This is a genomic window from Polaribacter filamentus, from assembly GCF_002943715.1.
Classification (GTDB): domain Bacteria; phylum Bacteroidota; class Bacteroidia; order Flavobacteriales; family Flavobacteriaceae; genus Polaribacter; species Polaribacter filamentus.
The window spans coordinates 675,968-702,962 of sequence record NZ_MQUA01000013.1 but is presented as its reverse complement, the minus strand read 5'-3'; the positions used below and the strand labels follow the sequence as shown (position 1 = coordinate 702,962).

At 29.5% G+C, this 26,995-nt stretch carries 25 protein-coding genes, 2 tRNA genes and 1 pseudogene; 16 read left to right on the top strand and 12 right to left on the bottom strand.

Going from position 1 to position 26,995, the window contains the following annotated elements:
• Window positions 1–43: 43 nt before the first annotated feature.
• Complete coding sequence (locus BST83_RS05300; RefSeq protein WP_104808886.1) at window positions 44–478, top strand: DUF4268 domain-containing protein; 435 nt, start codon at window positions 44–46, stop codon at window positions 476–478.
• A 201-nt stretch (window positions 479–679) separates the two neighbouring features.
• On the opposite strand, the gene BST83_RS05295 is transcribed toward BST83_RS05300, so the two are convergent.
• Complete coding sequence (locus BST83_RS05295) at window positions 680–1,018, bottom strand: DUF4870 domain-containing protein (protein WP_104808885.1); 339 nt, start codon at window positions 1,016–1,018, stop codon at window positions 680–682.
• A 434-nt stretch (window positions 1,019–1,452) separates the two neighbouring features.
• On the opposite strand from BST83_RS05295, the gene mnmE reads away from it, so the two are divergent.
• Genes mnmE through BST83_RS05275 form a run of 3 tightly spaced genes read left to right on the top strand, consistent with a single transcriptional unit; the run spans window position 1,453 to window position 5,338 of the window.
• Window positions 1,453–2,841, top strand: a complete 1,389-nt coding sequence (gene mnmE / locus BST83_RS05285; protein WP_104808884.1) for a tRNA uridine-5-carboxymethylaminomethyl(34) synthesis GTPase MnmE — start codon at window positions 1,453–1,455, stop codon at window positions 2,839–2,841.
• 31 nt (window positions 2,842–2,872) lie between these two features.
• Entirely contained in the window at window positions 2,873–4,945 is a 2,073-nt protein-coding gene (locus BST83_RS05280) for a fibronectin type III domain-containing protein (RefSeq protein ID WP_104808883.1), read from the top strand.
• Between the two features lie 33 nt (window positions 4,946–4,978).
• Window positions 4,979–5,338 (top strand): hypothetical protein, encoded by a 360-nt coding sequence (locus tag BST83_RS05275; protein WP_104808882.1) that lies wholly within the window; start codon window positions 4,979–4,981, stop codon window positions 5,336–5,338.
• A gap of 116 nt (window positions 5,339–5,454) precedes the next feature.
• On the opposite strand, the gene BST83_RS05270 is transcribed toward BST83_RS05275, so the two are convergent.
• Together BST83_RS05270 and glyA are read right to left on the bottom strand one after the other, a co-directional pair.
• Window positions 5,455–6,306 carry a DMT family transporter gene (locus BST83_RS05270; protein ID WP_240614668.1) on the bottom strand — a complete coding sequence of 284 codons (852 nt, stop codon included), beginning with the start codon at window positions 6,304–6,306 and terminating at the stop codon, window positions 5,455–5,457.
• Window positions 6,307–6,622: 316 nt separating this feature from the next.
• On the bottom strand, window positions 6,623–7,897 hold the full coding sequence (gene glyA, locus BST83_RS05265) for a serine hydroxymethyltransferase (protein ID WP_104810797.1): 1,275 nt from the start codon (window positions 7,895–7,897) through the stop codon (window positions 6,623–6,625).
• Between the two features lie 198 nt (window positions 7,898–8,095).
• Here glyA and fahA point away from each other — a divergent pair, with 198 nt between their 5' ends.
• Both fahA and BST83_RS05255 read left to right on the top strand, forming a co-directional pair.
• Window positions 8,096–9,373, top strand: coding sequence for a fumarylacetoacetase (gene fahA, locus BST83_RS05260; protein ID WP_104810796.1), 1,278 nt, complete (start codon window positions 8,096–8,098; stop codon window positions 9,371–9,373).
• A gap of 111 nt (window positions 9,374–9,484) precedes the next feature.
• Window positions 9,485–11,008 carry a carbon-nitrogen hydrolase family protein gene (locus tag BST83_RS05255; RefSeq protein ID WP_104808881.1) on the top strand — a complete coding sequence of 508 codons (1,524 nt, stop codon included), beginning with the start codon at window positions 9,485–9,487 and terminating at the stop codon, window positions 11,006–11,008.
• A 70-nt stretch (window positions 11,009–11,078) separates the two neighbouring features.
• On the opposite strand, the gene BST83_RS05250 is transcribed toward BST83_RS05255, so the two are convergent.
• From BST83_RS05250 to ytxJ, 6 genes and pseudogenes are all read right to left on the bottom strand, one after another.
• Window positions 11,079–11,360, bottom strand: coding sequence for a hypothetical protein (locus BST83_RS05250; protein WP_104808880.1), 282 nt, complete (start codon window positions 11,358–11,360; stop codon window positions 11,079–11,081).
• Window positions 11,361–11,365: 5 nt separating this feature from the next.
• Window positions 11,366–12,343, bottom strand: coding sequence for a deoxyhypusine synthase family protein (locus BST83_RS05245; protein ID WP_104808879.1), 978 nt, complete (start codon window positions 12,341–12,343; stop codon window positions 11,366–11,368).
• Window positions 12,333–13,279: pseudogene (speB, locus tag BST83_RS05240) on the bottom strand (agmatinase). The gene BST83_RS05245 and the pseudogene speB overlap by 11 nt, the downstream one beginning before the upstream one ends.
• 56 nt (window positions 13,280–13,335) lie before the next feature.
• Window positions 13,336–14,727, bottom strand: a complete 1,392-nt coding sequence (locus BST83_RS05235; protein WP_104808878.1) for a type III PLP-dependent enzyme domain-containing protein — start codon at window positions 14,725–14,727, stop codon at window positions 13,336–13,338.
• Between the two features lie 369 nt (window positions 14,728–15,096).
• The gene (locus BST83_RS05230) at window positions 15,097–16,644 is read right to left on the bottom strand and encodes a DEAD/DEAH box helicase (RefSeq protein ID WP_104808877.1); all 1,548 of its coding nucleotides are present in this window, start codon (window positions 16,642–16,644) and stop codon (window positions 15,097–15,099) included.
• Between the two features lie 56 nt (window positions 16,645–16,700).
• A complete protein-coding gene (gene ytxJ / locus BST83_RS05225) occupies window positions 16,701–17,102 on the bottom strand; it encodes a bacillithiol system redox-active protein YtxJ (RefSeq protein WP_104808876.1) in 402 nt (133 codons plus the stop codon).
• Window positions 17,103–17,254: 152 nt separating this feature from the next.
• On the opposite strand from ytxJ, the gene clpB reads away from it, so the two are divergent.
• Window positions 17,255–19,861: an ATP-dependent chaperone ClpB gene (clpB, locus tag BST83_RS05220; protein WP_104808875.1), complete on the top strand. Its 2,607-nt coding sequence runs from the start codon at window positions 17,255–17,257 to the stop codon at window positions 19,859–19,861.
• Window positions 19,862–19,955: 94 nt separating this feature from the next.
• Entirely contained in the window at window positions 19,956–20,465 is a 510-nt protein-coding gene (locus BST83_RS05215) for a phosphoglycerate mutase family protein (RefSeq protein WP_104808874.1), read from the top strand.
• On the opposite strand, the gene BST83_RS05210 is transcribed toward BST83_RS05215, so the two are convergent.
• Window positions 20,462–21,172 carry a DUF6503 family protein gene (locus BST83_RS05210; protein WP_437438459.1) on the bottom strand — a complete coding sequence of 237 codons (711 nt, stop codon included), beginning with the start codon at window positions 21,170–21,172 and terminating at the stop codon, window positions 20,462–20,464. The two genes, BST83_RS05215 and BST83_RS05210, sit on opposite strands and share 4 nt — an antisense overlap.
• Before the next feature lie 138 nt (window positions 21,173–21,310).
• Here BST83_RS05210 and smpB point away from each other — a divergent pair, with 138 nt between their 5' ends.
• The 4 genes from smpB to BST83_RS05190 all read left to right on the top strand — a co-directional run bounded on the left by smpB (window position 21,311) and on the right by BST83_RS05190 (window position 24,270).
• On the top strand, window positions 21,311–21,778 hold the full coding sequence (gene smpB, locus BST83_RS05205) for an SsrA-binding protein SmpB (RefSeq protein WP_104808872.1): 468 nt from the start codon (window positions 21,311–21,313) through the stop codon (window positions 21,776–21,778).
• Between the two features lie 9 nt (window positions 21,779–21,787).
• Window positions 21,788–22,366, top strand: coding sequence for a Maf-like protein (locus BST83_RS05200; protein ID WP_104808871.1), 579 nt, complete (start codon window positions 21,788–21,790; stop codon window positions 22,364–22,366).
• Window positions 22,367–22,665: 299 nt separating this feature from the next.
• The gene (locus tag BST83_RS05195; RefSeq protein ID WP_104808870.1) at window positions 22,666–23,622 is read left to right on the top strand and encodes a transketolase family protein; all 957 of its coding nucleotides are present in this window, start codon (window positions 22,666–22,668) and stop codon (window positions 23,620–23,622) included.
• A 45-nt stretch (window positions 23,623–23,667) separates the two neighbouring features.
• Window positions 23,668–24,270: a porin family protein gene (locus BST83_RS05190; protein WP_104808869.1), complete on the top strand. Its 603-nt coding sequence runs from the start codon at window positions 23,668–23,670 to the stop codon at window positions 24,268–24,270.
• 74 nt (window positions 24,271–24,344) lie between these two features.
• Here the strand turns inward: BST83_RS05190 and BST83_RS05185 are convergent, their stop codons facing one another.
• On the bottom strand, window positions 24,345–25,226 hold the full coding sequence (locus tag BST83_RS05185) for an FKBP-type peptidyl-prolyl cis-trans isomerase (protein WP_104808868.1): 882 nt from the start codon (window positions 25,224–25,226) through the stop codon (window positions 24,345–24,347).
• Between the two features lie 79 nt (window positions 25,227–25,305).
• Here BST83_RS05185 and BST83_RS05180 point away from each other — a divergent pair, with 79 nt between their 5' ends.
• Entirely contained in the window at window positions 25,306–25,686 is a 381-nt protein-coding gene (locus BST83_RS05180; RefSeq protein WP_104808867.1) for an RNA-binding S4 domain-containing protein, read from the top strand.
• Window positions 25,683–26,186, top strand: a complete 504-nt coding sequence (locus BST83_RS05175) for a phosphoribosyltransferase family protein (RefSeq protein WP_104808866.1) — start codon at window positions 25,683–25,685, stop codon at window positions 26,184–26,186. The genes BST83_RS05180 and BST83_RS05175 overlap by 4 nt, the downstream gene beginning before the upstream one ends.
• On the opposite strand, the gene BST83_RS05170 is transcribed toward BST83_RS05175, so the two are convergent.
• Entirely contained in the window at window positions 26,178–26,693 is a 516-nt protein-coding gene (locus BST83_RS05170) for a shikimate kinase (protein WP_104808865.1), read from the bottom strand. The two genes, BST83_RS05175 and BST83_RS05170, sit on opposite strands and share 9 nt — an antisense overlap.
• A 94-nt stretch (window positions 26,694–26,787) precedes the next feature.
• Between BST83_RS05170 and BST83_RS05165 the strand changes: the two genes are divergently transcribed.
• Window positions 26,788–26,863 (top strand) — tRNA-Lys (locus tag BST83_RS05165).
• Window positions 26,864–26,907: 44 nt separating this feature from the next.
• Window positions 26,908–26,991 (top strand) — tRNA-Leu (locus tag BST83_RS05160).
• The last annotated feature ends 4 nt before the right edge of the window (window positions 26,992–26,995 follow it).

Here is a 26,995-nt window from a genome sequence, read left to right as displayed (position 1 = left end):
GTAACTTTGAAACTAATAATCTTTATAACTTTGAAACTAAAAAATGTTTAGTAAAGAAGAAGCTGCAAAATTACGTAAAGAATTCTGGACAAGTTTTGGGAAATCTTTTCCAAGAAAATGGTTATTATATAACACCAAAATAAAAGGATTCACTTTTAAATTTGTAGCGGATAAAAAGAAAGCAATGGTTTGTTTAGACATTGAACATCCTGATGAAATTGCGAATGAATTGTTGTATGATCAAATGCTTTCTTTAAAGGTTTTGTTGGAAATAGAAATTCCTGAAATTATTTTTAATGAAGCGTACGAATTAGAAAGTGGTAAAATTATTAGAAGAATTTATGTACCTTTTGATGATACGTTTAACATCCATAATAAAAATACTTGGCGTAATTGTTATGAGTTTTATGTTGATGAAATGTCTAAACTCGAACTTTTCTTCTACGAATACGAAGATTTTATTAATCAAGCAATTTAATTGTTAGAATGCTAAAAGTTTATAAATAAGCTCGCGTTAAGGATTGAAGCATTTGTTTGAGCTCTCACGCTTTTTTGCGTGAAGCGAGTGCGGAAAGCCTGACCTAAAAGGTAACGCCCAAAATCTAAGTAGAATTTTATTTCAAAAAAAAATCGCCTTAAAAAAAGACGATTTTAGATTCAAATAACAATACTCTTTTCTCTATTTTATTATTTTAATTGAAAGTGGATAATTTGGAAGCTCATTATTACTCGCTTTTATTGCATTTATAATCGGGAAAATTAGGTAGAAAAAACCAATTGCAATTAATCCTAAAATTCCTAAGCCTAAAAGAAGAATTAACGGAATACAAATTAAAATGTAAATAAACATTGAAATTCTAAAGTTTAAAATTGCTTTACCATGTTCATCCATGCCAATTACATCGTCTTTTTTAGTAAGCCATAAAACTAAGGGAACTATAAAACCACCAATTCCTGTTACAAAATCTAATAACTGACTTAAATGTGTAAGCACTAAAAGTTGTTTGTCTTCTTTCATGTTTTTATTTAAAATTTGGCTGTATATCAATAAGACGCCTTATTAGTTGTTTTGTTACAGAAAACTAATTTTATTATATTATTTGTTATATTTTGACTAAAAACAGCTATATCTTTATGCCGAAACCTTAACGTATGTTAAAAGACTTCACCTTTTCAAATATTTATTATTTCAAAACTTTATTCGATAGAAAATAACAACGACTTCAATTAGGAATTCGGAAATAAATTTCCTGCAAAAATAAAAATTAAGCAAGCTTTTTATAAAGAAAATATTAATATTCCTTTCCCTATGAGAACTTTAGAATTTGTTCCAAATCTAAGTCTAAACATTATTAAGTAATAAAATACCTCACTTTTTCATTAAAACAAGCTTGATACAATTTGTATCGGACTTTTTTTATTTCCTCTAAAAATCTTATGTATTTTTGCACTATGATTAAAAACGATACTATTATTGCCTTAGCTACTCCGTCTGGAGTTGGAGCAATTTCTGTAATTAGACTTTCTGGCGAAAAAGCTATTGATATTGTAGCTGCTTTTTTTAAATCTATTAAAAAGGAAAAGACTTTAAGAAATCAGAAGTCACACACCATTCATTTGGGACATATTATTAATAATGGACTTATTTTGGATGAAGTTTTGGTTTCTATTTTTAAAAATCCGAGGTCTTATACGGGGGAAAATGTTGTGGAAATTTCGTGTCATGGATCAAGCTTTATTCAGCAAGAAATTATACAATTATTTCTACAAAATGATTGCAGAATGGCTGATAATGGTGAGTTTACTATGCGTGCTTTTTTAAATGGAAAAATGGATTTATCGCAAGCGGAAGCTGTTGCAGATGTTATTGCATCAAATTCTGCTGCGAGTCATCAAATGGCAATTCAGCAAATGCGTGGTGGAATCACCAATGAATTGAAAGAATTACGTGCACAATTATTAGATTTTGCGGCTTTAATTGAATTGGAACTAGATTTTTCTGGAGAAGATGTTGAGTTTGCAGACAGAACAAAATTTAAAGAATTAGTAGCAAAAATCACCTTTGTTTTAAAACGTTTAATAGATTCTTTTTCTTTTGGAAATGCTATGAAAAACGGAATTCCGGTTGCTATTATAGGCGAGCCAAATGTTGGAAAATCAACGTTACTAAACACACTTTTAAACGAAGATAAGGCTATTGTTTCCGAAATTGCAGGCACTACAAGAGATGCTATTGAAGATGAAATTATTATTGATGGCGTAGCTTTTCGTTTTATTGATACTGCAGGAATTAGAGAAACCATAGATATTATAGAAAGTATCGGAATTAAAAAGGCCTATGAAAAAGCAGACAATGCGCAATTAATTATTTTTATTATAGACCCAAAAAAGGAGAAAAAAGAAAAAAGAAAAGAAGCTATTGAAATTATAAAAACTCGTTTTCCAAATAAAAGATTATTAGTTATTGCTAATAAGGTTGATTTACTTTCTATTGATGAAACTATTACATTACAATCAGAAATTGAAAATTTAATTTTGTTGTCCGCAAAAAATAAAACAGGTATTGACGCTTTAAAACAAGAACTAACTTCTTTGGTTAATATTGGAGCTTTAAGTAATAATGAAACCATTGTTACCAATTCTCGTCATTTTGAGGCGTTGAATAATGCTTTAATCGCTATTTCTTCTGTGCAAGAAGGAATTGATTTAGAAATATCTACTGATTTATTTTCTATAGATATTAGAGAATGTTTGCGCCATTTAGGCGCTATTACTGGAGATTATGATGTGGACAAAGATATTCTAGGACATATTTTTAGTAATTTTTGTATTGGGAAGTAATAACCTGTTTTTGAAAAATTAATTACACTTTATGAAATTTAAATTTTATTGTTTACTACTATTAATATGTAGTCTATTTACATCCTGCACTAATGAAGATGATTCTTTTGATTTAAACACAAGGTTTTATTCTGATGTAAATAAATCAGCTTCAGAAAGCGATTTATTAGGAACTTGGGCAATATTTAATCTAGAATTTAATAGAGAAATTGTATCTGTTCCTATTATTTATGAAGATTGCGGACGAGATTACTTAATGTTTTTAGAAAATGGAATTTATAAAGAATATGTTTACCAAAGCAGTGATTGTAGCTATATTTCCAATACTTATAGCTGGAGTTTAAATGATGGTATCATTATTTTATCAAATCAATTTAATGAAACAGAAGAATTAGCAGTTATTAAATTAACGAACAACGAACTTATTTTTAAAACTAGATTTGATCTTGATGAAGATAGTAACTTAGATATTTTAACAGCATTTCTAAACCCCTATACTCCTATTGAATTAGATTTAATTTCAGATACTTTTGCACGAAACCAATATTTGGAATTTAGAAATATTATAAGTTATAATTGGGATACTTATAACGGGTCTCAAGAGTTTATCGCCTATGAAATTTATAGAAGCTCTGGTACAAATTGTTCTAAAAATAATACTATTTTAATTGAAACAATTACAAATGTAAATAACACAATTTTCACAGATCTTTTACCTCCAAATGAAGAACGTTTGTGTTATTTTCTTCGGATAAAAATAAAAGATAAAATTTTAGGTGAAAGCGATTTACAAACTTTAGACACGTATACTTTAGAAACAACACCTGTAAATTTAAACAAACCACAAATACTCAATAATACGATACATTTAAATTGGGATAAAAGCGAAATGCCTTACTTTTCGCATTATGAAATTTCATACTCAAATTACGCTCCAAATATTACAGGTTATGGTGAGCAAAACTTTCCTGTTATCAAAATTACGGATAAAAATGTAACAAGTTTTATAGACGAAAATCCTCCATATTTCGAAAACCCTTTTTATAAAATTAATGTATATGATATTTTTAGCAATAAAACCTATGATAGCTATGATGACATTACTGTAGCTTGGAAAATTGAATACAAGAAGGATGAAATTATTAATATAAATAGCATTTATTCTTATGTTATTGATCCTAATAAACCAATTGTTTATTTTTTTGGATATAAAACTGACGAATCGAATTCATTAAAAATTTACAAATTTAATTATGAAACAAATACTGTAGAAACCATTTCTGATATTTTGCCAAATGCATATTCAAGTTTGCCAATTAACATTTTTAATGCTACTTATGGAGAAGAAATTTTTCTAGAATTTAACGGAAAATTACAAGTTTACAATGCAAATACATTAAAACATAAATACAACTTAACTCCAACTAATAGTAGCACAATTCACGATTTTTTGTATACATCATCTGGCTTTTGGGTTTTTACTGATAGTAACAATATTTATGTGTATCAAAGAACTGATGACAACTTAACTTTAATTGATAAAAAACCACATTTTTCTGATTTTCAATCAAGTTATAATTATACCATTTTCGAAATTAAAAATAATCAGCTTTTAGTAGGTCATAAAAATGAAGAGAACAGTATTATTTATACTATAAATACAAACGGAATTTTATCCGAAGTAAAAACGGTTCCTGTTTCTATAAGTGAAAATGGTAAAAGCAATTCACATTATAATGGTGCAGATAATTTTATTATTAACTTGGATGAAAAACAATTATTTTCTATTGATAATTTTTCTGCTTTGCCATCTTTTAATCAACCTAATTTTGCATCCGGAGTTAGTATTGATGGAAAAAATATTTATGGTTCAAATAATAATCTAAACTGGTCTTTAAATGACGATGGTCAACAAAAAAAAGAGGCAATTATTTATAATAGAAGCACTCAGCAAATTCAAACTTTTACGACCAAAGGATACCCACATATTATTTTTGAAAATTATAAAGGCGAAGTGGTTTCTATTTCAAGCGGAATGAAAAGAGAAAGCCTAAAAAATAATATTAATAATAAAGCTGATTTGTTTCTAGAAATTATTAAATAAGCCTAATTTATTTATACTAAAGCCTTAAAAAAAATGAAACCCAAAGATCTAATAGGTAAATTTTCGATAATAGGAAGCAATCAAGATGCAGACGAAAATTCTTATAATGGAACGCTTTCTTTAACTTTGGATGAAAATGAGAGAATTATCGCAAAGTGGCTCATCAACAATACACAAGAACAGTACGGAACAGGCTTTTTTAAAAATAATATTCTTGTTATCAACTTTAATTACAAAGGTTTTGAAGATAAAACTTACAAAGGTGTTGTTATTTATAAATGCTTAAATAAAAATGTTTTAGAAGGTTTTTGGTCCGAAGAATTTGGAAATCCTAAATATTTAGGAGCGGAAAATTGTTTTAGAATAACAGACAAAACTGAGCTTCTAAATTAAACCTTATGTACAATATTAGATAGTTTTAATTTAATGAAAAGCTAATAATTACTTGGATTCAATGTTGTAAGGCGATAAACGTTTTTAACTTTATTCAGTATTATTTAAGTTCAAATTTAGCCAGCCTTATCTTTTTGTCTTTTTAAATATATGTTATAAACTAAGCCTAATAAGATTAAAAATATACCTAATAAAGTCCAAAGATTGTAAATTTCACCAAACCAAGAAGCACCAATTATAATCATAAATATAACTTCTAAATATTTTAGTGGAGCTATAACATTTGTTTCATATAATTGAAACGCTTTGGTCATATATAATTGACCAACATAACCAAAAATGCCCAAACTTAATAGAAGAATCCATTCATTTAGAGTAGGATTTCTCCAATTATTAATCGACATTATTCCACCAAAAACAAAAGCCATCACCATAAAATAATTTATAATAATTAATGGATTTTCTTTATCACCTATTTTACGAATAATTACAAAAATGAGGCCTAAAGAAATTGCCGAACAAAGAATAAATAAAAGACCAATTGAATTGACTTCAACTCCAAATCCTTTAATAATTAAAACACCAATAAAGGCAACAATAAAAAGAAACCATTGCATCAATTTAATTTTTTCTTTTAAAAAAATTAGTGCAAAAATAGCTGCAAATATGGGTGAAGTATATCTTAAGGAAACCGCGGTACCAATTGCCAAATAATTTAAAGATTGGAAAAAACAGGTTAATGAAATGACACCGGCAAGACCTCTAAGCGCCAATAATTTTTTATGAGTTCCTAAAAACGGAATTTTATATTTTATAATTAAAGGAACTGTAAAAGCCAGCGTACCAATAGATCTAAAAAATACAATTTGATACACATTAAAAACATTTAAATATTTTACAACAGTATTCATTAGCGAAAATGCTAAAACACTAAATATCATATAAAAAATCGCCTTGTTTTGTTTCATAAAAAAATTAATTTAAATAAAAGACCCAAATAAATTACCTTGGTTGGCTTTGGTAATGAAACTTTTACGGCAATGTTAACAACAAATATTTCTCGAATTAATCAACATAGTGATGAAATTGGAAAAAAAGCTACGTAAACTTTTATAGTACACGCAAAAAATAGCTCTTTTAAACAAAACTTGAATAAGATAATTTTAAACGCTGAATTCATTATTAGAGATTCATCAAATAAAAAAAACCAGTGATCTTCAATTCACTGGTTTTATTATTTTATAAATAATCGGTAAATTATTTTATACCGATTAAATTTTATTTTTACATTACAAATAATCTTCGAGAGCTCATCATTTCTGAAACCCTATCCGCAATATTTTCTAAAGCAGCATCATTTGTAGCATTTGTAATTGCTTCGTCAATAAAATTAACCACGGCTGCCATATCTTCTACCTTTAAACCACGAGTAGTGATTGCAGGAGTTCCAACACGAATTCCAGAAGTTACAAAAGGGCTTTTATCATCAAAAGGAACCATATTTTTATTTACAGTAATATCTGCTTTTCCAAGAGCAATTTCAGCATCTTTTCCAGAAATATTTTTGTTACGCAAATCAATTAACATACAATGATTGTCTGTTCCTCCAGAAATAAGATTATATCCTTTAGCAACAAATTCTTTAGCCATAGCCGCCGCATTTTCTTTAACCTGAATTTGATATTCTAAAAACTCATCTGTCAATGCTTCACCAAAAGCAATTGCTTTTGCAGCGATAACATGCTCTAAAGGTCCTCCCTGATTTCCTGGGAAAACAGCAGTATTAATTAAAGTTGACATCATTTTAGGTTTTCCACTTTTTAAAGTTTCTCCAAAAGGATTTTCAAAATCTTTACCAATCATGATAATTCCCCCTCTTGGCCCACGTAATGTTTTGTGCGTAGTTGAAGTAACAATATGGCAGTGAGGTAAAGGATCGTTTAAAATACCTTTAGCTATTAAACCTGCAGGATGAGAAATATCTGCCAATAAAATAGCACCAACACTGTCTGCAATTACTCTAAAACGCTCAAAATCCATATCTCTAGAATATGCAGAAGCACCCGCAATTATTAATTTTGGTTGTTCTTTTGTTGCAATTTCTTGTATTTTATCATAATTTAAAACACCAGTCTCCTTCTCTACACCATAAAATGATGGTGAATATAATTTACCAGAAAAATTTACAGGAGAACCATGCGTTAAGTGTCCTCCATGAGATAAATCAAATCCTAAAATTTTATCTCCCGGATTTAAACAAGCTGCAAAAACAGCTGTATTTGCTTGTGAACCAGAATGTGGCTGGACATTTACATATTCTGCACCAAACAATTCTTTAGCTCGATCAATTGCAATTTGCTCTATAATATCTACAATCTCACAACCTCCATAATATCTTTTTCCCGGATATCCTTCAGCATATTTATTCGTTAAAATAGAACCTTGAGCTCTCATTACTTGATCGCTCACAAAATTTTCTGAAGCAATTAATTCTAATCCGTTTAATTGTCTTTCTTTTTCCTCTTCAATAAGGTCAAAAATTTGATTATCTAGTTGCATTTTTATCAATTTAATAGAAGTATCAAAAGTAACAAAAAACAATCCGTTAATAAAGAAGTTTTACTAATTATTTGTGTCTTTTAGGGATAATTATGATTTTGAAAATAAAGTCTTGTTAAAAATACATTTTTCATGTTTATTTTGTTTCAAAATGACCAAAAATTATGTAGGTTTGATGAAATTAAAAAATTTACAATAATGATTATAACAGCAAATAATCCTAATAGAAAATCTTGGCTAAAAGTAAAGGAAGAATCAGATTTTCCAATTCAAAATATTCCTTTTGGTGTTTTTATTACAAGAGACGATATTATTACCATTGGTAGTAGAATTGGCGATTTTGCTATAGATTTAGGTGCTTTTCATCAATTAGGATATTTTGAAGGAATTCCCTTAACTGAGGATATCTTTTTACAAGACAATTTAAATGATTTTATTGCCGATGGTCGTAAAACGTGGCGATTGGTAAGAAATAGAATTGCAGAAGTTTTTGATGTTAAAAACGGAAGTTTAAGAGATAACGCTGTTCATAAAGAGAAAATAATCTTTAGAATGGATGAGGTAGAAATGTTATTACCCGTTGCTGTTGGTGATTATACAGATTTTTATGCGAGTAAAGAACATGCTACAAATGTAGGTTCGTTATTTAGAGATCCAGAAAATGCATTGTTACCAAATTGGTTACATGTTCCTGTTGGGTATCATGGTAGAAGTTCTTCTATTGTGCCGTCTGGAACAAAAATAAGAAGACCTTACGGACAAACAAAACCTCTTGAAGGAAGTAATACTCCTGAATTTGGACCAACAAAATTATTAGATTTTGAACTTGAAATGGCCTTTATTACTACAGATGCAAATGTTTTAGGCGAAAGAATTCCTATTGAAGAAACAGAAGAATATATTTTTGGATTGGTACAATTTAACGATTGGTCGGCAAGAGATATTCAAGCTTGGGAATATGTGCCTTTAGGTCCGTTTTTAGGTAAAAACTTTGCTTCAACAATTTCTCCATGGATTGTAACTTTAGATGCTTTAGAGCCTTTTAGGGTAGAAAGTCCGAAACAAGTTCATGAGCCTTTACCTTATTTAAAACAAAAAGGAAAGGGAAGTTATGATATTCATTTACAGGTAGGAATCAAGCCAGAAAATGGTGAAGAAACTGTGGTTGCAAAATCTAACTTTAAATATATGTATTGGACGATGTCACAGCAATTAGCGCATCATACTGTTAATGGTTGTCCTGTAGAAGCTGGTGATATGATGGGCTCTGGAACTATTTCTGGACCAACAAAAGACAGTTATGGTTCAATGTTAGAATTAACTTGGAAAGGAGCAAATCCTATAAAACTAAAAGACGGCACAACTCGTAAGTTTATAAACGATAATGATACTGTAATTATGCGTGCACATTGCAAAAACAGTAAAGTTCGCATAGGATTTGGCGAATGTGTCGGTATGGTTTTACCTGCTAAATAATTCAAAAAAAATAGTTCAATACTATTTAAAACCTCACCTTAAAAGTGAGGTTTTTTTTATATAATTTTATTATAATTATTGGTTATTTTTGTAACCAGATTAAAAAGGAAAATGATGAAAAATATAGAAAACATTGAACTTCATTATTTAACGCTAGACGATTATAAAGAGTTAAAAGAAGCGATGATTCAGGTATATGCCAGTATGCCAAATTCTTATTGGAAAGAAAATCAAATTAAATCATTAATAGATAAATTCTCTGAAGGACAAGTAGTCATAAAAATAAATGGAGACTTAGCTGGTTGTGCACTTTCTATTATTTTAGATTATGACAAATTTGATGACGAACATACTTATGAAGACATTACAGGGAATTTCACTTTTGACACACATGATTCAGAAGGTGATGTTTTATATGGAATAGATGTTTTTATCAAAAAAGAATATAGAGGCTTGCGCCTTGGTAGAAGATTATACGATTATAGAAAAGAATTAACTGAAAAATTAAATTTAAGAGGTATTGCTTTTGGTGGCAGAATTCCTAACTATCATAAATATGCAGCCACTTTAACACCAAAACAATATATCGAAAAAGTTAAACGTAAAGAAATTCATGATCCAGTTTTAAACTTTCAAATTTCAAATGATTTTCATCCCTCTAAAATTTTAAATGGATATTTAGAAGGTGATGGTAATTCAGGTGAATTTGCAGTATTACTAGAGTGGGATAATATTTATTATCAGAAAAAATCGAAGAAAGCCGCTACGAAAAAGACAGTAGTTCGTTTAGGTTTAATTCAATGGCAAATGCGTTTGTACAAAGATTTAGAGGAATTAATGGAACATGCAGAATTTTTTGTGGATTCGGTTTCTGCGTATCGTGCAGATTTTGCCCTATTTCCAGAATTTTTTAACGCACCTTTAATGGCTGACTATAATCATTTACCAGAATCGAAAGCCATCAGAGAATTAGCTAAATACACACCAAAAATAGTTCAAAAATTTTCTGAATTAGCAATTAGTTATAATATTAACATTATTACTGGTAGTATGCCAGAAGTAAGAAATGAACTGCTCTATAATGTTGGTTATATTTGTAAAAGAGACGGGACAAAGGAACGTTATGAAAAATTACATGTTACCCCAGATGAAGCAAAAATTTGGGGAATGCAAGGTGGAACAGAATTAAGAACTTTTGATACAGATTGCGGTAAAATTGGTGTTTTAATTTGTTATGATTCAGAGTTCCCTGAATTAAGTAGATTGTTAGCTGATGAAGGAATGGATATTTTATTTGTACCTTTTTTAACGGATACACAAAATGGATATTCTAGAGTACGTTTTTGCGCACAAGCAAGAGCGATAGAAAACGAATGTTATGTTGCGATTGCTGGTAGTGTTGGTAATTTACCAAAAGTAAATAATATGGATATTCAGTATGCACAATCCATGGTTTTTACGCCTTGTGATTTTTCTTTTCCTGCAAACGGAATTAAGGCAGAAGCAACTACAAATACAGAAATGATTTTAATTGCTGATGTTGATTTAGATATGCTAAAAGATTTAAATAAATTTGGTAGCGTTAGAAACTTAAACGATCGAAGAAAAGATATTTTTGAATTAAAGAAAAAATAGAAATTATATATTTTTATAAAACTAAAAAAGCTCCAAATTAAATTTGGAACTTTTTTATACAATCTATTTTTCAATCTTCATCTTCCTCTATATCCTCTAAATCTATATCATCAGTATCATCAAAAGAATCTTCGTCCTCCGCATAATCTTCCATAGTCTGTTCTAGACGATCACTAATTTTTACTAAATAAATAGTTTCTTCCGTTCTAACTTCTATAGCTTTTACAGTTTCTCCTTTCGAATTTTTAAAAGAAATAACATCACTATAATCATATCCATCAGGATATTTTTCTACTAACATGTCTAAAATATCAGTGGTTAGTTTCGCGTATTCAACAATAACTCTATTCATAATAATTACATTTCTAATAAATAAGCGAATATAAGAGGCGCTACAATTGTAGCATCACTTTCTATAATAAATTTTGGTGTATCAATATCCAACTTACCCCAAGTAATTTTCTCATTTGGCACAGCACCAGAATAAGAACCGTAACTTGTTGTAGAATCAGAAATTTGACAGAAATAGCTCCAAAAAGGTGTTTCTGGTCTTTCCATATCTTGGTACAACATTGGCACCACACAAATAGGGAAATCACCTGCAATTCCTCCTCCTATTTGAAAGAAACCAATTCCGTTTTTAGAATTGTTGGTGTACCAGTCTGCTAAGAAAGTCATGTACTCAATTCCTGATTTTACAGTACTTGCTTTCAACTCACCTTTTAAAACATAGGATGCAAAAATATTACCCATTGTAGAATCTTCCCAACCTGGACAGATAATTGGTAGGTTTTTTTCCGCTGCAGCATACATCCAAGAATCTTTAATATCTATTTCATAATGTTGCTCTAAAACTCCGGACAACAATAGTTTATACATATATTCATGCGGTAAATAACGTTCTCCAGCTGCTTCTGCATCTTTCCAAATTTTCACTATATGTTTTTGAATTCTTCTAAATGCTTCTTCTTCAGGAATACAAGTATCTGTAACTCTGTTTAGACCTTTCTCTAACAAATCCCACTCATCCTGCGGAGTTAAATCCCTGTAATTTGGAACTCGTTTGTAATGAGAATGTGCTACTAAATTCATAACATCTTCTTCTAAATTCGCTCCTGTACAAGAAATAATTTGCACTTTATCTTTACGAATCATTTCAGCAAAAATCTTTCCTAGCTCAGCCGTACTCATAGCACCTGCTAAAGAAACTAGCATTTTTGAACCTTTATTTAATTGCGCTTCATAACCCTTAGCTGCATCAACTAAAGCTGCTGCATTAAAATGAAGAAAATATTTTTCAATAAAATCTGTTATTGGTTTCTGATTAATAGTCATCTTCATCATTTTTAAATTTAGCTAACTTACCAAAAGGGTTTTTATCTTCATCACCCTCTTCGCTAATATTATATGTATCACCTTTAGAAGCAAACTTATAACTTAGCATTTTATAAAAAGTTTAGCTGCTATAAAATCTGAAGATTTATCGTCTTTATTTGGGCATAGCTCTACCATATCAAAGCCTACAACATTCCTTTCGGTAAAAACACGCTTTAAAAACTCTAATGTTTCATAATAAAACAATCCTCCTGGTTCTGGAGTTCCTGTAGAAGGTAATAATGAAGGATCCATTGCATCTAAATCAAAAGTAATAAAAACATTACTTGTTAATTGATCTACAACATCGTCCATCCAATCTTCATTTACAGCCATATCATGTGCAAAAAACACTTTATCTGTATTCATTACTCTTTTTTCCGATACATCCATACTTCTAATACCAACTTGAACTAAGTTTACATTTTGGCTTGCTTCATACATAGAGCAAGCATGGTTGTATTTTGAGCCTAAATATTCCTTTCTTAAATCTGCATGCGCATCAATTTGTAATACTGTTAGATTATTAAAACATTCGTTAAATGCTCTAACTGTGCCAATAGAAATTGAGTGTTCTCCACCAAAAAGAGCAACAAATTTATTTTTGTTGAGATACTTTTTAGTTATTTTATGCACAGCATCAACCATCGCTTCTGGTGATGAATTTTCTGTAACAGTTTCTGCTAAAAAGATACCTTCTTTGTACACTTCAGAATCTGTTTCAATGTCATATAATTCCATGTTTTCTGATGCATCTAAGAATGCTTGAGGACCTTTATCCGCACCTTTTTGCCATGTACTTGTTCCATCATAAGGAACAGGAATTATAACGATTTTTGATGTTGCTAGGTTTCCATGCTCTTGTGAAATTCCTGCATAATTTTTAGTTGTATTCATTTTAAATTTTGAGAATTAAAAGTACTACTTTTTTTTATTTTATAAATCAATTTTTATTAATAGCCCAGAATTGAAAGTAGTTCACTACTTTTTTGTTGCTCTTTAAATATTTTTGTTACTAAGTTCCCATCTTCATCTCTATCAATTATTAAATGCTTTGGATGTGGAATTAAGCAATGCTGTAAACCTCCAAAACCTCCTATTGATTCTTGATACGCTCCTGTATTAAAAAAACCTATAAAAAGGGGTTTATCTTTTTCATAAACAGGTAAATAAATACCATTAATGTGTTGTTCTGAATTATAGTAATCATCACTATCGCATGTTAAACCGCCTAATAAAACTCGCTCATATCTCAGGTTCCATTTATTAATTGCCAACATTACAAAACGTTTATTAATTGCCCACGAATCTGGTAAAGTTGTTATAAATGATGAGTTAATCATATTCCAACGTTCTCTATCATTTTGTTTTTTCTGATATAAAACTTCATAAATTGCTGCTCCCGATTCACCAACTGTAAAACTCCCAAATTCTGTAAAAATATGCGGTACTTCTACTTCCGCATTATCACAAGCCTGTTTAATTTGATTTATGATTTCATCCACCATATATTCATAATCAAAATCAAAAGCTAATGAATTTTTAATTGGAAATCCGCCACCAATGTTTAAACTATCTAAAGTTGGACATACTTTTTTAAGATTGATATAAACATTTAAACATTTCATTAATTCGTTCCAATAATACGAATTATCTTTTATACCCGTATTAATAAAAAAATGTAAAATTTTTAATTCTACCTGCTCATTATTTGCAATTTCACGCTCATAAAAAGAAACAATATTTTTATAACCAATACCTAATCTAGAAGTATAAAACTCAAATTTAGGCTCTTCTTCGGATGCAATTCGAATACCAACTTTAAACTTTTTTTTCGTTTCTAATTTAATCAAATCGATTTCTTCGTAATTGTCTATAATTGGTATACAATTTTTATGCCCGGAATTAATTAAAGCTCCAATATTTTTGATGTATTGATCACGCTTAAATCCGTTACAAATTACATAGGTACTATCTTTTATTTTTCCTTCTTTTTTTAGACTATTCACAATATCAATATCAAATGCAGATGAAGTTTCTATATGAATATCATTCTTCAAGGCCTCGTTTAAAACATGTTTAAAATGAGAACTTTTTGTACAATAACTATAAAAGTAATCTCCTTTATAGTCGTGTTTTTCCATACTATTTTGGAACCACTTTTTTGCTTTATTAATATTTTCTGATATTTTAGGCAAATATGTAAATTTTAATGGAGCACCATATTCCGCTGTTAATTCCATTAAATTGATACCATGCCAAAATAATTTATTGTTTTCTGTTTTAAATTCTTCTTGTGGAAAGTAGAACGTTTGTTCTATTAAATCTATGTATTTAGTATTCACTTTATTTTTTATATAATTAATAATAAAACCAACTAAACAAAATCTTTTAAAAATTGTTTAGTATATAAATTGTATTTTTATACTAAAGTGTTATCACTGTAAAATTTTCAAGTAAACAACATGCAACTTAGAAAAAAGCTGCAATTGGGTTAAAAAAGTACGAGGAGATAACTGAATTTTTTCGTTACATTTCCAAAATGTTTTGTATCTCTCATTCTCCAAAAAAGAGTTACTTCCGAAATAAGGAAAACTTATGATTTTGCTCATTACAAGTTCATAAATATAAATTATTTTTTAATACAAAAACAAAATTTCAAAAAAGTACTTTTTTTTCACCATTCAATTTCTCTATTAAAACCTCAGTATTCATTAGGCCTCTGGCGGGTGTCCAAATATATCTTCAAATATTTCATCAAAATTTGTTCGTAGATGTGCATTTAATTTCTTTCTATAATCGTCTTTTAGCCAAGTTACAAAATTATGCGTGCTTTTAGAAATACATTTTGCATATCTATTAATTCTATCATCAATCTCATCTCCTAGCATTTTAGCCAAGATTAAAGCATCAAAGACGTCCTCACTATTTTCTACGCACATTATTGCATGGTGCTCTATAGATTTCTCTAAAACTCTTTTTGATGATTCACCAGCTTTCACCGTATCAATATATACTTTTTTCATATCGAAATAAGTGTCTTTAGATTTTGCAAACTCTGTTTTAACATCCGCAGGTAATTCGTATCTAAAAGTACTTTCTATATCTTCATCAGAAAGAATAGCATCTAAATAATAATCCGGAGATCTAAACATTTTTTGCCAATCTAAATCTGCGCCCCAGGCACCAAATCTGTGAAAATTATTTCCTAAATCTACAACTTCAAATGTATTTTTATCTCCATAAATACGAGAACCACGACCAATCATTTGGTAATACAACGTTAATGATTTTGTTGCCCTATTTAAGATAATAGCTTCAATACTTGGTTCATCAAAACCTGTTGTTAAAATACTTACAGAGGTAAGCACTGCATTTGGTGTTTTATGAAACCATTTTAAAATAAACTCGCGTTCTTTTTTGGTATTTGTATTGTCTAAATGGGCAATTGCGTATCCTGCTTTTTTAAATGCATGATACACCTGGATTGATGTATTAATTCCATTATTAAAAATTAATGTTTTCTTGCCTTTTGCAGTTTCTTCGTAGGCAGAAACTAATTTAGAAAGCATGTCTGTATTTGTATATAAATCTTCAGAAGATTTTACTGTATAATCTCCATTTGCTCCAACTTCTAAAGAAGTTAAACCTACATTATACGAGTATAAATTTGCACTAGCTAAGTAATCGCTCTCAATTAAATGCTGAATAGATTCACCAACAAATAACTCTTGATAATTTCCATACATTGGTAATTTAGTATTAGAACTTAAAGGAGTTGCGGTAACACCTAGTATAAAAGCATCATCAAAAAACTTGAATATTTTTGTAAATGAATTATAATGCGCCTCATCAACGATCACTAAACCGATGTCAGAAATATCAACTTTTTCGTCATTTAACCTATTTTTCAAGGTTTCAACCATCGCTACAAAACAACTAAAATTGTCTTGATCAGCTAAAAGTGCAGTTGAATTAATGATTTTGTTTTTTACACCAAATTCATTCAACATTTTAGATGTTTGTTTGCTTAGCTCAATTCTGTGAGTTAACACTAAAACTTTCTTTTTAAAAGTCTCTATATAACGTCTAACAATTTCAGAAAAAATTACCGTTTTTCCACCTCCGGTGGGCAATTGATATAACAAGTGATAATCTTGAGGTGCATCTTCAAATCTCTTAAAAATCTCTTCAAGAGCATCTTGCTGATAGCCATATAATTCTTTACCTATAATTTTTTTCGACGTGTTTATTTCTTCCAAAGGAATATATATTTAGTTACAAAAATAAGACTTATAATAGCTTTATCACAATTATACTATATAAATCTTGCTAAATTCATGGTAGTAATATCATAATGAGAAGCATCAAAGACAGAAACTTCATTTTTTATGACAAGTAATTGAGGGGATTGGTGGACCACTTGAAAAGTATATCCTACTTCATCAGAGATATTTCTGTACTGAAGTAAATCAAGATAATATACTTTTAAATACTGATGTTCTTCTGTAAATAAGTTTTCAAATCGCTTGAGAACCATACTACTAATTCCGCAACTTGTAGAATGTTTAAAAATAAACACGGATTCTGTTTTAGATTGTTGTTTAATTTCTTCCAATTGTTCTAAGGAACTTAAAGGAGTCCAATTTAAATATGACTTCTTTTCTGGTTTTGAATCCTTATCACCCTTAGCATCAAATATGTAATTAAATATACCCATTCTATATTTTTTGTTCTTTGTTGGTGCAAATATAGTGAATTTTAATCAGTCATAAAGTCAGTGTGATCAAGGTTTTAGTAGACAATATGACTTATTTATTAGCATTCCTGTTGATGGTATTAAAATTGTAGTAAATTTATAAAAAATAGAAAATGAACTTAAATAATTATACAACCAAATCCCAAGAGACCATACAAATGGCGCAACAGATTGCGCAAGGTTTTGGTCATAATCAAATAGAAAATGAACATATTTTTAAGGCGTTAAGTCAAGTTGATGAAAATGTATTGCCTTTTTTATTAAAGAAATTAAACATAAATATCACTGTTATTAATCAAATATTAGACAAGCAATTAGAGCGTTTTCCTAAAGTTACTGGCGCAGAATTAATGGTATCGAGAGAAGCAAATAAAACCTTGAATGAGGCATCTATTATTGCCAAAAACATGAAGGATGATTTTGTTTCGATTGAGCATTTAATTTTAGCAATTTTTAAATCGAAAAGTAATATTGCCCAAGTTTTAAAAGATCAAGGAGTTACAGAAAAACATTTAAAAGCTGCTATTGACGAGCTTAGAAAAGGAGAGAATGTAACTTCTCAAAGTCAGGAAGAAACCTATAATTCCTTAAATAAATATGCTAAAAATTTAAATGAATTAGCAGAAAATGGCAAATTAGACCCTGTAATTGGTAGAGATGAAGAAATTAGACGATTGTTACAGATTTTATCAAGAAGAACAAAAAATAATCCAATTTTAGTTGGTGAACCAGGAACAGGAAAAACTGCAATTGCAGAAGGTTTAGCGCACAGAATTGTAGACGGCGATGTACCAGAAAACTTAAAAAATAAATTGATTTTTTCGTTGGATATGGGTGCGTTAATTGCTGGCGCAAAGTATAAAGGAGAATTTGAAGAACGTTTAAAATCTGTAATTAAAGAAGTAACAAATTCTGATGGTGATATTGTTCTTTTTATTGATGAAATTCATACGTTAGTTGGTGCTGGAGGTGGACAAGGTGCAATGGATGCAGCTAATATTCTGAAGCCTGCATTAGCTCGTGGAGAACTGCGTGCAATTGGTGCAACAACTTTAGATGAATATCAAAAATATTTTGAAAAAGACAAAGCTTTAGAGCGTCGTTTTCAGAAAGTAATTGTAAATGAACCAGATACAGAAAGTGCTATTTCAATTTTAAGAGGAATTAAAGAAAAATATGAAACACATCATAAAGTACGAATTAAAGATGAAGCAATTATTGGTGCAGTAGAATTATCTCAACGTTATATTACCAATCGTTTTTTACCTGATAAAGCCATTGATTTAATGGATGAAGCGATGGCAAAATTACGTATGGAAATCAATTCTAAACCAGAAGAATTAGATGTCTTGGATAGAAAGGTGATGCAATTAGAAATCGAAATTGAAGCCATTAAACGTGAAAAAGACGAATCAAAATTAAAATCATTACGTTCTGATTTAGCAAACCTGAAAGAAGAGCGCAATGAAATGAACGCCAAATGGAAATCAGAAAAAGAAATTGTCGATAATATTCAGAATGCAAAAGCTGCGATTGAAGATTTTAAAATTGAAGCAGAAAAGGCAGAGCGTGAAGGAGATTATGGTAAAGTTGCTGAAATTAGATATGGCAAAATTAAAGAAGCTCAAAAAGATTTAGAACGCTTTCAAAAAGTATTGCACGAAAATCAGTCTGAAAAATCTTTAATAAAAGAGGAAGTAACATATGAAGATATTGCAGAAATCGTTGCAAAATGGACTGGAATTCCGGTTACAAAAATGATTCAATCAGATCGTGAAAAATTATTAAAATTAGAATTGCAACTGCATAAAAGAGTTGTTGGCCAAGAAGAAGCAATTATTGCAGTTTCTGATGCTGTTAGACGTTCTAGAGCAGGTTTGCAAAATCCTAATAAACCCGTAGGAAGCTTCTTATTTTTAGGAACAACCGGAGTTGGAAAAACAGAGTTAGCAAAAGCATTGGCTGAATATCTTTTTGATGATGAAAATGCAATGACTAGAATTGATATGAGTGAATATCAAGAAAAACATTCTGTAAGTAGATTAATTGGTGCACCTCCTGGTTATGTTGGTTATGATGAAGGCGGACAATTAACAGAAGCTGTTAGAAGAAGACCTTATTCGGTGGTACTTTTAGATGAAATCGAAAAAGCGCATCCAGATACTTTTAATATTCTTTTACAAGTTTTAGATGAAGGAAGATTGACTGATAATAAAGGCAGAGTTGCCGATTTTAAAAATACAATTATTATCATGACTTCAAATATAGGAAGTCAAATAATTCAGGAAAAATTTAGTCATCCAAAAGCAGATTTAGAGTCTGTTACAGAATTAGCTAAAATTGATGTTTTAGCCTTGTTAAAACAATCGGTTAGACCAGAATTCTTAAATAGAATTGATGATGTAATTATGTTTACGCCTATAAATAAAAAGGATATTTTTAAGATTGTAAAACTTCAAATAGATTATTTAAAGAAAATGATTGGCAAACAAGACATTACTTTAGACGCTACAGATGAAGCAATTACGTATTTATCTAAAAAAGGGTATCAGCCGGAATTTGGAGCAAGACCTGTAAAAAGAGTGATTCAGAAAGAAGTTTTAAATCAACTTTCTAAAGAAATTTTATCTGGAAAAATAACAACAGATAGTATTATTTTACTGGATGCTTTTGATGATCAATTAGTTTTTAGAAATCAATCTGATTTCGTTGAAAATTAAATGACACATAATTAAGTTTGGTTCGTTTGTAAAAGTGGTATTTGAAAAAATATCACTTTTACTTTTTTAGTATATTCGTATAAATATTATCATCATGAAAAAGCATCTTCTTTTATTATTTATCGTTTTAATTTCTTGCACTTCTAATATTAAAAAAGAAGAAACAACTGCAACAACTACCTATTATTTTATTCGTCACTCAGAAAAAGTTAGAACTGACACCTCTAATAAAAACCCAAATTTGAATGAAGTAGGTTTAGAAAGGGCTAAGAAATGGGCAGAATATTTTAAAAACATTCATTTAGATGCTGTGTATTCTACAAATTATAATAGAACAATGCAAACATCAAAACCAACTGCAGAAAGCAAAAAATTAGCGATTATAAATTATAAGCCAAGAAATATGTATGATTCCATATTTCAAAAAAATACCGAAGGAAAAACAGTTTTAGTAGTTGGTCATAGCAATACAACACCTGCTTTTGTAAACAAAATTTTAGGAGAAAAAAAATATAAAGATATTGACGATAATGACAATTCTAGCTTATTTATCATCACCATTACAAAGGAAGGAAAAACGAGTAAGGTCGAAAAAGTTGATTAATCTAAAATAGTTACTTCAATATCCTCTAAAACAATTTCTGATATTTTTTTAAGCTGATTATTTTCAAAAGCTTTATCAAGATCTACTAAAAAAATTGATGGATTTGTTGTTTTGTAATTATGATAATCTACAAAACGAATTCCGCCTTTTTTGCATTGCTCTTTTAAAACTCTAAAGCGTTTACCACCGCCATTTGTATGATAAGAATAGGCTAAATAATCAATTAAAAAATCCTTTTTACCAACCCAATAAATAAAGACATCTTCAAAATCTTCTCCTCCTCCATTTTCAGAAAAGGTAACTTCAATTTTATAGTATTCTTCTCCTTTTATAATTGAGGATGGCAAGCGCTTTTTTATAACAGCTTTGTCATTTAATCCATAAGGCAACACGGAAAAATAGTGAACTGAATTTACAGAGTTTGAATACTTATTTGCCATTGAATCTAGAACAACCAACTCATTTGCGTTTATTTCTCTTTTAAAGCCATTATTACTAACGATATCTGATATCGTTCCAAAATTCTCTTTTCTTTGGTTTCTTATTAAAACAAATTCACCGCTGGTTCGTCTAATAGCAATATATTCTGTATTCCTAAACTTAAATTTAATTTGAGCATTACCCACTTTATAAGAACCGGAAGCCACAATTGTTTTATCAATAATTTGTTGAGCCGTTAACTTTGTATTAGAAAGTTTAAAGGAAATTAAAAAACAACTAAAAATACAGATAAATATCTCATTGAGTTTTCTTTGTTTTAGTCAGAAAATTGATTTCAAAATTACATTTATTTCGCCAAAGTAAAAATGTATCTTTGTTAAAATTTTTTAAACAAAAACCAGTCAATGACTGTTCAGAAGAAAATAAATATTAAAAATAAAAAAGCACGTTTCGAATTTGAAATTCTAGACAAATATGTTGCTGGAATTCAATTAACCGGAACTGAAATAAAGTCTATTCGGTTAAGTCAAGCTAGAATTACAGAAAGTTTTTGTGAATTTAACGATCGCGGAGAATTGTTTATCGTTAATATGTACATTCAAGAATATATGTTTGGGCATCAATTTAATCACAAACCAAAAAGTGAACGTAGACTATTAATGCACAAGCGCGAATTAAGAAGCCTTAAAAAAGATGTTGAAGCAAAAGGAAATACAATTGTTCCGTTGCGTCTGTTTTTGAATGATAAAGGTTTTGCGAAATTAGAAATTGCTTTAGCCAAAGGAAAGCAAACGCACGATAAGCGAGAAGTGATAAAAGACAGAGATAACAAGCGAGATTTATCTAGAATTAAGAAAAATTTTAACGCATAATAATTTTTGATGTTAAGAGAAAAACTTAAAAATTACAATCTTATTTTAGCTTCTGCTTCTCCGAGAAGACAACAGTTTTTCAAGGATTTAGACATTGATTTTACAATTCAATTAAAAGAAGTTGATGAAATTTATCCGCAAGAATTAAAACGAAGTGAAATTACCGATTATTTAGCTGATTTAAAATCAAAAGCATTTACAAATTTATCAGAAAAAGACCTATTAATTACTTCGGATACTATTGTTTGGCTGGAAAATAAGGCGCTAGGAAAACCTAAAGATGCAGAAGATGCTTTTAAAATGTTAAGAGCTTTATCTGGCAAAAAACATGAAGTAATTACATCTATCAGTATAAAAAAAAAGCGTTCTCAAAAGATTGTTAACGACACCACCATTGTTTCTTTCAAAGAAATTACGGATGAAGAAATTAAGTATTACATCAAAAATTACAATGCTTTAGACAAAGCTGGGGCATACGGAATTCAAGAATGGATAGGATTTGTAGCCATTGAAAAAATAGAAGGAAGTTATTTTAATGTAGTTGGTTTGCCGGTTCACAAACTCTACGAAGAATTAATGAAGTTATAAATTTATTTGATTATAATCCTAAAATAATCTATCGATTAATATTATTAATTATCACAGATTTTAGAAAATTCCGTTAAAAGCTGTGCTAGATCGCAAGTATAAATAAGTTCCGCTCTTCCAATAATATTAATTCTTAAAATTTGTATATAAAAACTCAAATTTTAATATTAAAGTGTCATTTTTTCTAAACTTTCTCACATTCTGTTAAAAAGTCTTTTTTCTATTCTCGCTTTTCATTTCTTTAAAGAGAAATAAAAGTTTATTTTTACGCAAAATTTCACAACACAACACAAATTATAATGAAAAAATACACGTACACAGAAAAAAAAGACACACGTTCTGGCTTTGGTGATGGTTTAACTGAATTAGGTAGAACAAATCCAAACGTAGTTGCTTTATGTGCCGATTTAATTGGTTCTTTAAAAATGGATCAATTTATTAAAGAAAATCCAGATCGATTTTTCCAAATTGGTATTGCAGAAGCTAATATGATTGGTATTGCTGCTGGTTTAACAATTGGAGGTAAAATTCCGTTTACGGGAACATTTGCCAATTTTTCTACTGGACGTGTGTACGATCAAATTCGTCAATCTGTTGCGTATTCTGGTAAAAACGTAAAAATTTGTGCGTCTCACGCAGGTGTTACTTTAGGTGAAGATGGCGCAACACATCAAATATTAGAAGATATTGGCTTGATGAAAATGTTGCCAGGAATGACCGTTATAAATCCGTGTGATTATAATCAAACGAAAGCAGCAACCATTGCAATTGCAGATTTTGATGGGCCAGTATATTTACGTTTTGGTCGTCCAGCAGTTCCTGTATTTATGCCTACGGATGAAAAATTTGTAATCGGAAAAGGAATTCAGTTAACAGAAGGAACAGATGTAACCATTGTTGCAACCGGTCATTTAGTTTGGGAATCTTTACAAGCTGCAGAGCAATTAGAAGCGGAAGGGATTTCTGTGGAAGTAATAAATATTCATACAATTAAACCATTAGATGAAGAAATCATCTTAAAATCCGTTGCTAAAACAGGCTGTATTGTTACTGCCGAAGAACATAATAAATTTGGCGGTTTAGGTGAAAGTGTTTCCAGAACACTTGCCTTAAATAATCCTACTCCACAAGAATTCGTTGCAACGAACGATACTTTTGGAGAATCTGGAACTCCAGCACAATTAATGGCTAAATACGGTTTAAACGCTGCTGCAGTAGTTAAAGCTGTTAAAAAAGTAATTTCTAGAAAAAAATAACGTTTTACTTTTGAAAACGCGGATACTATCAACTTAATAAAAAAAATGAAAAAAGTAATTTTAGTAATTTGTTTGGCTTTTGGGTTAACTCAAAATTCAAATGCACAAGTAAATTTTGGTATTAAGGGTGGTGTAAATTATAACAATACGGGTAAAGAATCATTTAAAGACGCAACTAATGATATTGCAGATGGTGCAAATGCCAAAATAGGATTTCACGCAGGTGTATGGTTTAGAGGAAATATTTATGTTTTAGGTTTATATATAAGGCCAGAAATCGTTTATACCGAAGTGAAAACTGAATATTTATATAAAAATAGTTCTACAGATTATGATTTTAAAAAATTGGATGTTCCTGTTTTATTAGGTAAAAAAGTTTTTGGTTTTGGAAATGTTTTTATTGGCCCTTCGTTTCAATATATTTTAGATGATCAATTTAATTTTTCTGAACTAACTACTGACGAATTTGACAAATTTTCTGTTGGATTACAAATGGGATTTGGAATTGAATTTGGAAGTTTAGGTATTGATGTTCGTTGGGAAAGAGGGCTATCTAATTCCGAAACAAAATTTGTAGGCAATAGTTCGAGTGTTACTATTGATAATAGAACCAATCAAATTATTTTTGGTATATCATTAGAATTATAAGTAAACTATTTTTTATATAAACTTAAAATGCTCTTGATTTCTCAAGAGCATTTTTTATATAAATTAATAACTATTTATTTTTTTACTTTTATTAAAGGATTTAAATAATCCGCTAAAGTTGGATTGCTTGGATCACTAAAATCATTCGCAGGATTTCCATCTCCATTTGCATCTTCATTAATCGTTAAAACACCGTCTGCATCATCATCAGCGTCAAAATAATTTGGGGATCCATCTAAATCTGTATCATCATTTCTTGGATCTCCATCACCATCTGGATCTTCATTACTAGATGCTACTCCGTCATTATCGTGGTCAGTTCCTTGTATTAGATCATATAAATCTATATAAAACAATAAACATTCATTACCTAAAATAGAAGAACTCCCTGTTTTTCCGTATGCCAAACCAGATGGAATAAACAAAATTCCTTTACCCCCATTTTCATATGTAATAGGTCCATTATTTGTAGTATTATTGCCACCTTTAAAATTTGTAAATCCAAATGTCCAACCTCTTATTACACTATTAAGCGTAAACCAAATGCCATTGCTTTTATCAAAAGAAGCACTAATACTATCTGTATTTACAATTCTTTGTCCGTTATATTTAACGTAAACAGAATCCATAACCGTAGGATTTCCTTTATCTACAGTAGCACTTCCCTCTCTATTAGTATAATAATATAACGTATAATCTATATCATTATTTTTAACATCCATAGATTTCAATTTAGAATCATCAAAAAGAGCTGTTTCTCCAGAAACTAAATCTTTTATATCTTCTCCCGTATTATCATAATAATGATTCTTTAGAAACTGCACTAGAGTATCATTATCCATTAAAGCTTGCGCTTCATAGTCAAAATCATCAACTATTGCAATATTTGCGTTATCACATGAAGAAATAATAGTTGTAAAAATTATGAATGCTACTATATTTTTTATTTTTATCATTTAACCTTTAAATTTGAGTGCGCAATTTACCATTTTTATACCTTTGTAAAAAGACAAACGTAATTTTTTAACTTTTTTTATGAGAATTGATAAATATTTATGGTGCATTCGAGTTTTTAAAACTAGAAGCATAGCAACAACAGCCAGTAAAAAGGGGCAAGTTAAGATTGAAAACAAGAGCATAAAACCCTCTAAAGAAGTCTTTGGTAATGAATTGATTTTAGTGAGAAAAAATCAAATTAATTATCAAATAAAAGTTTTAGATTTACCCGAAAGTAGAGTTGGTGCAAAATTGGTGTCTCTTTATATGAAAGACGTTACGCCAAAAGAAGAGTTTGAAAAAACAGAACTTTTAAAATATTCTAAAGATTATTACCGTAAAAAAGGTGCAGGAAGACCTACTAAAAAAGACAGAAGAGATATAGAAGGATATCAAGAAGATACAGAAGAAAGCTTATGACAACAGAAAATAATATTATTTTAAATACAGTTCAAATTAATCAGAAGATTAAAAGAATTGCATATCAAATTTATGAAAGCAATACCGATGAAAAAGAAGTTATTATTGCTGGTATTGTTGGTAATGGATATATTTTTGCTGAAAAGTTAGTAGAAACGCTCAAGGAAATTTCTACTTTAAAAGTAACTATTTGCAAGGTAAATATGAACAAGAAAAAACCTTTAAATTCTATCTCTACCTCTATAACTGTTGCTGATTATAAAAATAAATCAATAGTTTTAGTTGATGATGTTCTAAACTCTGGTACCACTTTAATTTACGGAGTGAAACACTTTTTAGATGTACCTTTAAAAAGATTTAAAACAGCTGTATTGGTGAATAGAAATCATAAAAAATATCCAGTAAAAGCAGATTTTAAAGGAGTTTCTTTATCAACCTCTATAAAAGAACATGTGCAAATAGATTTTTTAGGCAAAGAAGCAAAAGCCTATTTAATTTAGTAATTTTACTAATTCTTTAACAACTTCTTTTTTCGATTTCCGATCAATTTTTATCATCATTTTAGCCTGATCATAAAAAAAACGTCTTTCGAAAAGGTGTTTTGCAACAAATTCAGGAATTTTATCCTCACTTAAAGAAGCTATTAAAGGTCTTGTGCTTTTCTTTTTTATCAACCTTTTTACTAAAGTTGGAATAGTGCCTTGTAAATAGATAGAAATTGTCTCATTTTTATTAATTTCTTCCATGTTATTTGCGTAACAAGGAGTCCCCCCGCCTAAAGAAAGTATGAAATCGTCCTTTTTTAAGAGTATTTCTTTCAAATATTTGTTCTCAATTAACCTAAAGTAAATTTCACCTTTTGCCTTAAAAATGTCTGAAATAGCCATATTTTCTTTTTCAATAATGTAATCATCTAGATCTATAAAACTCATAGACAACTTTTTAGAAAGTTTTTCACCAATACTAGATTTACCGGAAGCCATATATCCTAACAAGACAATTTTCATTATTTAAAATTTTTAACAAATATCGATAAAATTTATTCAATTTTATATTTCTAATTTAAATGATAGGTAGTATATTTGCACCCTAATTAAAATTGACCTGGTAGCTCAGTTGGTAGAGCATCTCCCTTTTAAGGAGATGGTCCTGGGTTCGAGCCCCAGCCCGGTCACCATAAAAAAGTTAAGCAACCATTGCTTAACTTTTTTATTTTAAAAAGCGCACGTGGCGAAATTGGTAGACGCGCAGCCTTGAGGGGGCTGTATTCGCAAGGATGTGGAAGTTCGAATCTTCTCGTGCGCACTTT

Bases quoted from the DNA above. Each gene is read 5' to 3' on its own strand.
- BST83_RS05300 (WP_104808886.1), top strand. From the start codon at position 44: ATGTTTAGTAAAGAAGAAGCTGCAAAATTACGTAAAGAATTCTGGACA.
- BST83_RS05295 (WP_104808885.1), bottom strand. From the start codon at position 1,018: ATGAAAGAAGACAAACAACTTTTAGTGCTTACACATTTAAGTCAGTTA.
- mnmE (WP_104808884.1), top strand. From the start codon at position 1,453: ATGATTAAAAACGATACTATTATTGCCTTAGCTACTCCGTCTGGAGTT.
- BST83_RS05280 (WP_104808883.1), top strand. From the start codon at position 2,873: ATGAAATTTAAATTTTATTGTTTACTACTATTAATATGTAGTCTATTT.
- BST83_RS05275 (WP_104808882.1), top strand. From the start codon at position 4,979: ATGAAACCCAAAGATCTAATAGGTAAATTTTCGATAATAGGAAGCAAT.
- BST83_RS05270 (WP_240614668.1), bottom strand. From the start codon at position 6,306: ATGAAACAAAACAAGGCGATTTTTTATATGATATTTAGTGTTTTAGCA.
- glyA (WP_104810797.1), bottom strand. From the start codon at position 7,897: ATGCAACTAGATAATCAAATTTTTGACCTTATTGAAGAGGAAAAAGAA.
- fahA (WP_104810796.1), top strand. From the start codon at position 8,096: ATGATTATAACAGCAAATAATCCTAATAGAAAATCTTGGCTAAAAGTA.
- BST83_RS05255 (WP_104808881.1), top strand. From the start codon at position 9,485: ATGATGAAAAATATAGAAAACATTGAACTTCATTATTTAACGCTAGAC.
- BST83_RS05250 (WP_104808880.1), bottom strand. From the start codon at position 11,360: ATGAATAGAGTTATTGTTGAATACGCGAAACTAACCACTGATATTTTA.
- BST83_RS05245 (WP_104808879.1), bottom strand. From the start codon at position 12,343: ATGACTATTAATCAGAAACCAATAACAGATTTTATTGAAAAATATTTT.
- ytxJ (WP_104808876.1), bottom strand. From the start codon at position 17,102: ATGGGTATATTTAATTACATATTTGATGCTAAGGGTGATAAGGATTCA.
- clpB (WP_104808875.1), top strand. From the start codon at position 17,255: ATGAACTTAAATAATTATACAACCAAATCCCAAGAGACCATACAAATG.
- BST83_RS05215 (WP_104808874.1), top strand. From the start codon at position 19,956: ATGAAAAAGCATCTTCTTTTATTATTTATCGTTTTAATTTCTTGCACT.
- smpB (WP_104808872.1), top strand. From the start codon at position 21,311: ATGACTGTTCAGAAGAAAATAAATATTAAAAATAAAAAAGCACGTTTC.
- BST83_RS05200 (WP_104808871.1), top strand. From the start codon at position 21,788: ATGTTAAGAGAAAAACTTAAAAATTACAATCTTATTTTAGCTTCTGCT.
- BST83_RS05195 (WP_104808870.1), top strand. From the start codon at position 22,666: ATGAAAAAATACACGTACACAGAAAAAAAAGACACACGTTCTGGCTTT.
- BST83_RS05190 (WP_104808869.1), top strand. From the start codon at position 23,668: ATGAAAAAAGTAATTTTAGTAATTTGTTTGGCTTTTGGGTTAACTCAA.
- BST83_RS05185 (WP_104808868.1), bottom strand. From the start codon at position 25,226: ATGATAAAAATAAAAAATATAGTAGCATTCATAATTTTTACAACTATT.
- BST83_RS05180 (WP_104808867.1), top strand. From the start codon at position 25,306: ATGAGAATTGATAAATATTTATGGTGCATTCGAGTTTTTAAAACTAGA.
- BST83_RS05175 (WP_104808866.1), top strand. From the start codon at position 25,683: ATGACAACAGAAAATAATATTATTTTAAATACAGTTCAAATTAATCAG.
- BST83_RS05170 (WP_104808865.1), bottom strand. From the start codon at position 26,693: ATGAAAATTGTCTTGTTAGGATATATGGCTTCCGGTAAATCTAGTATT.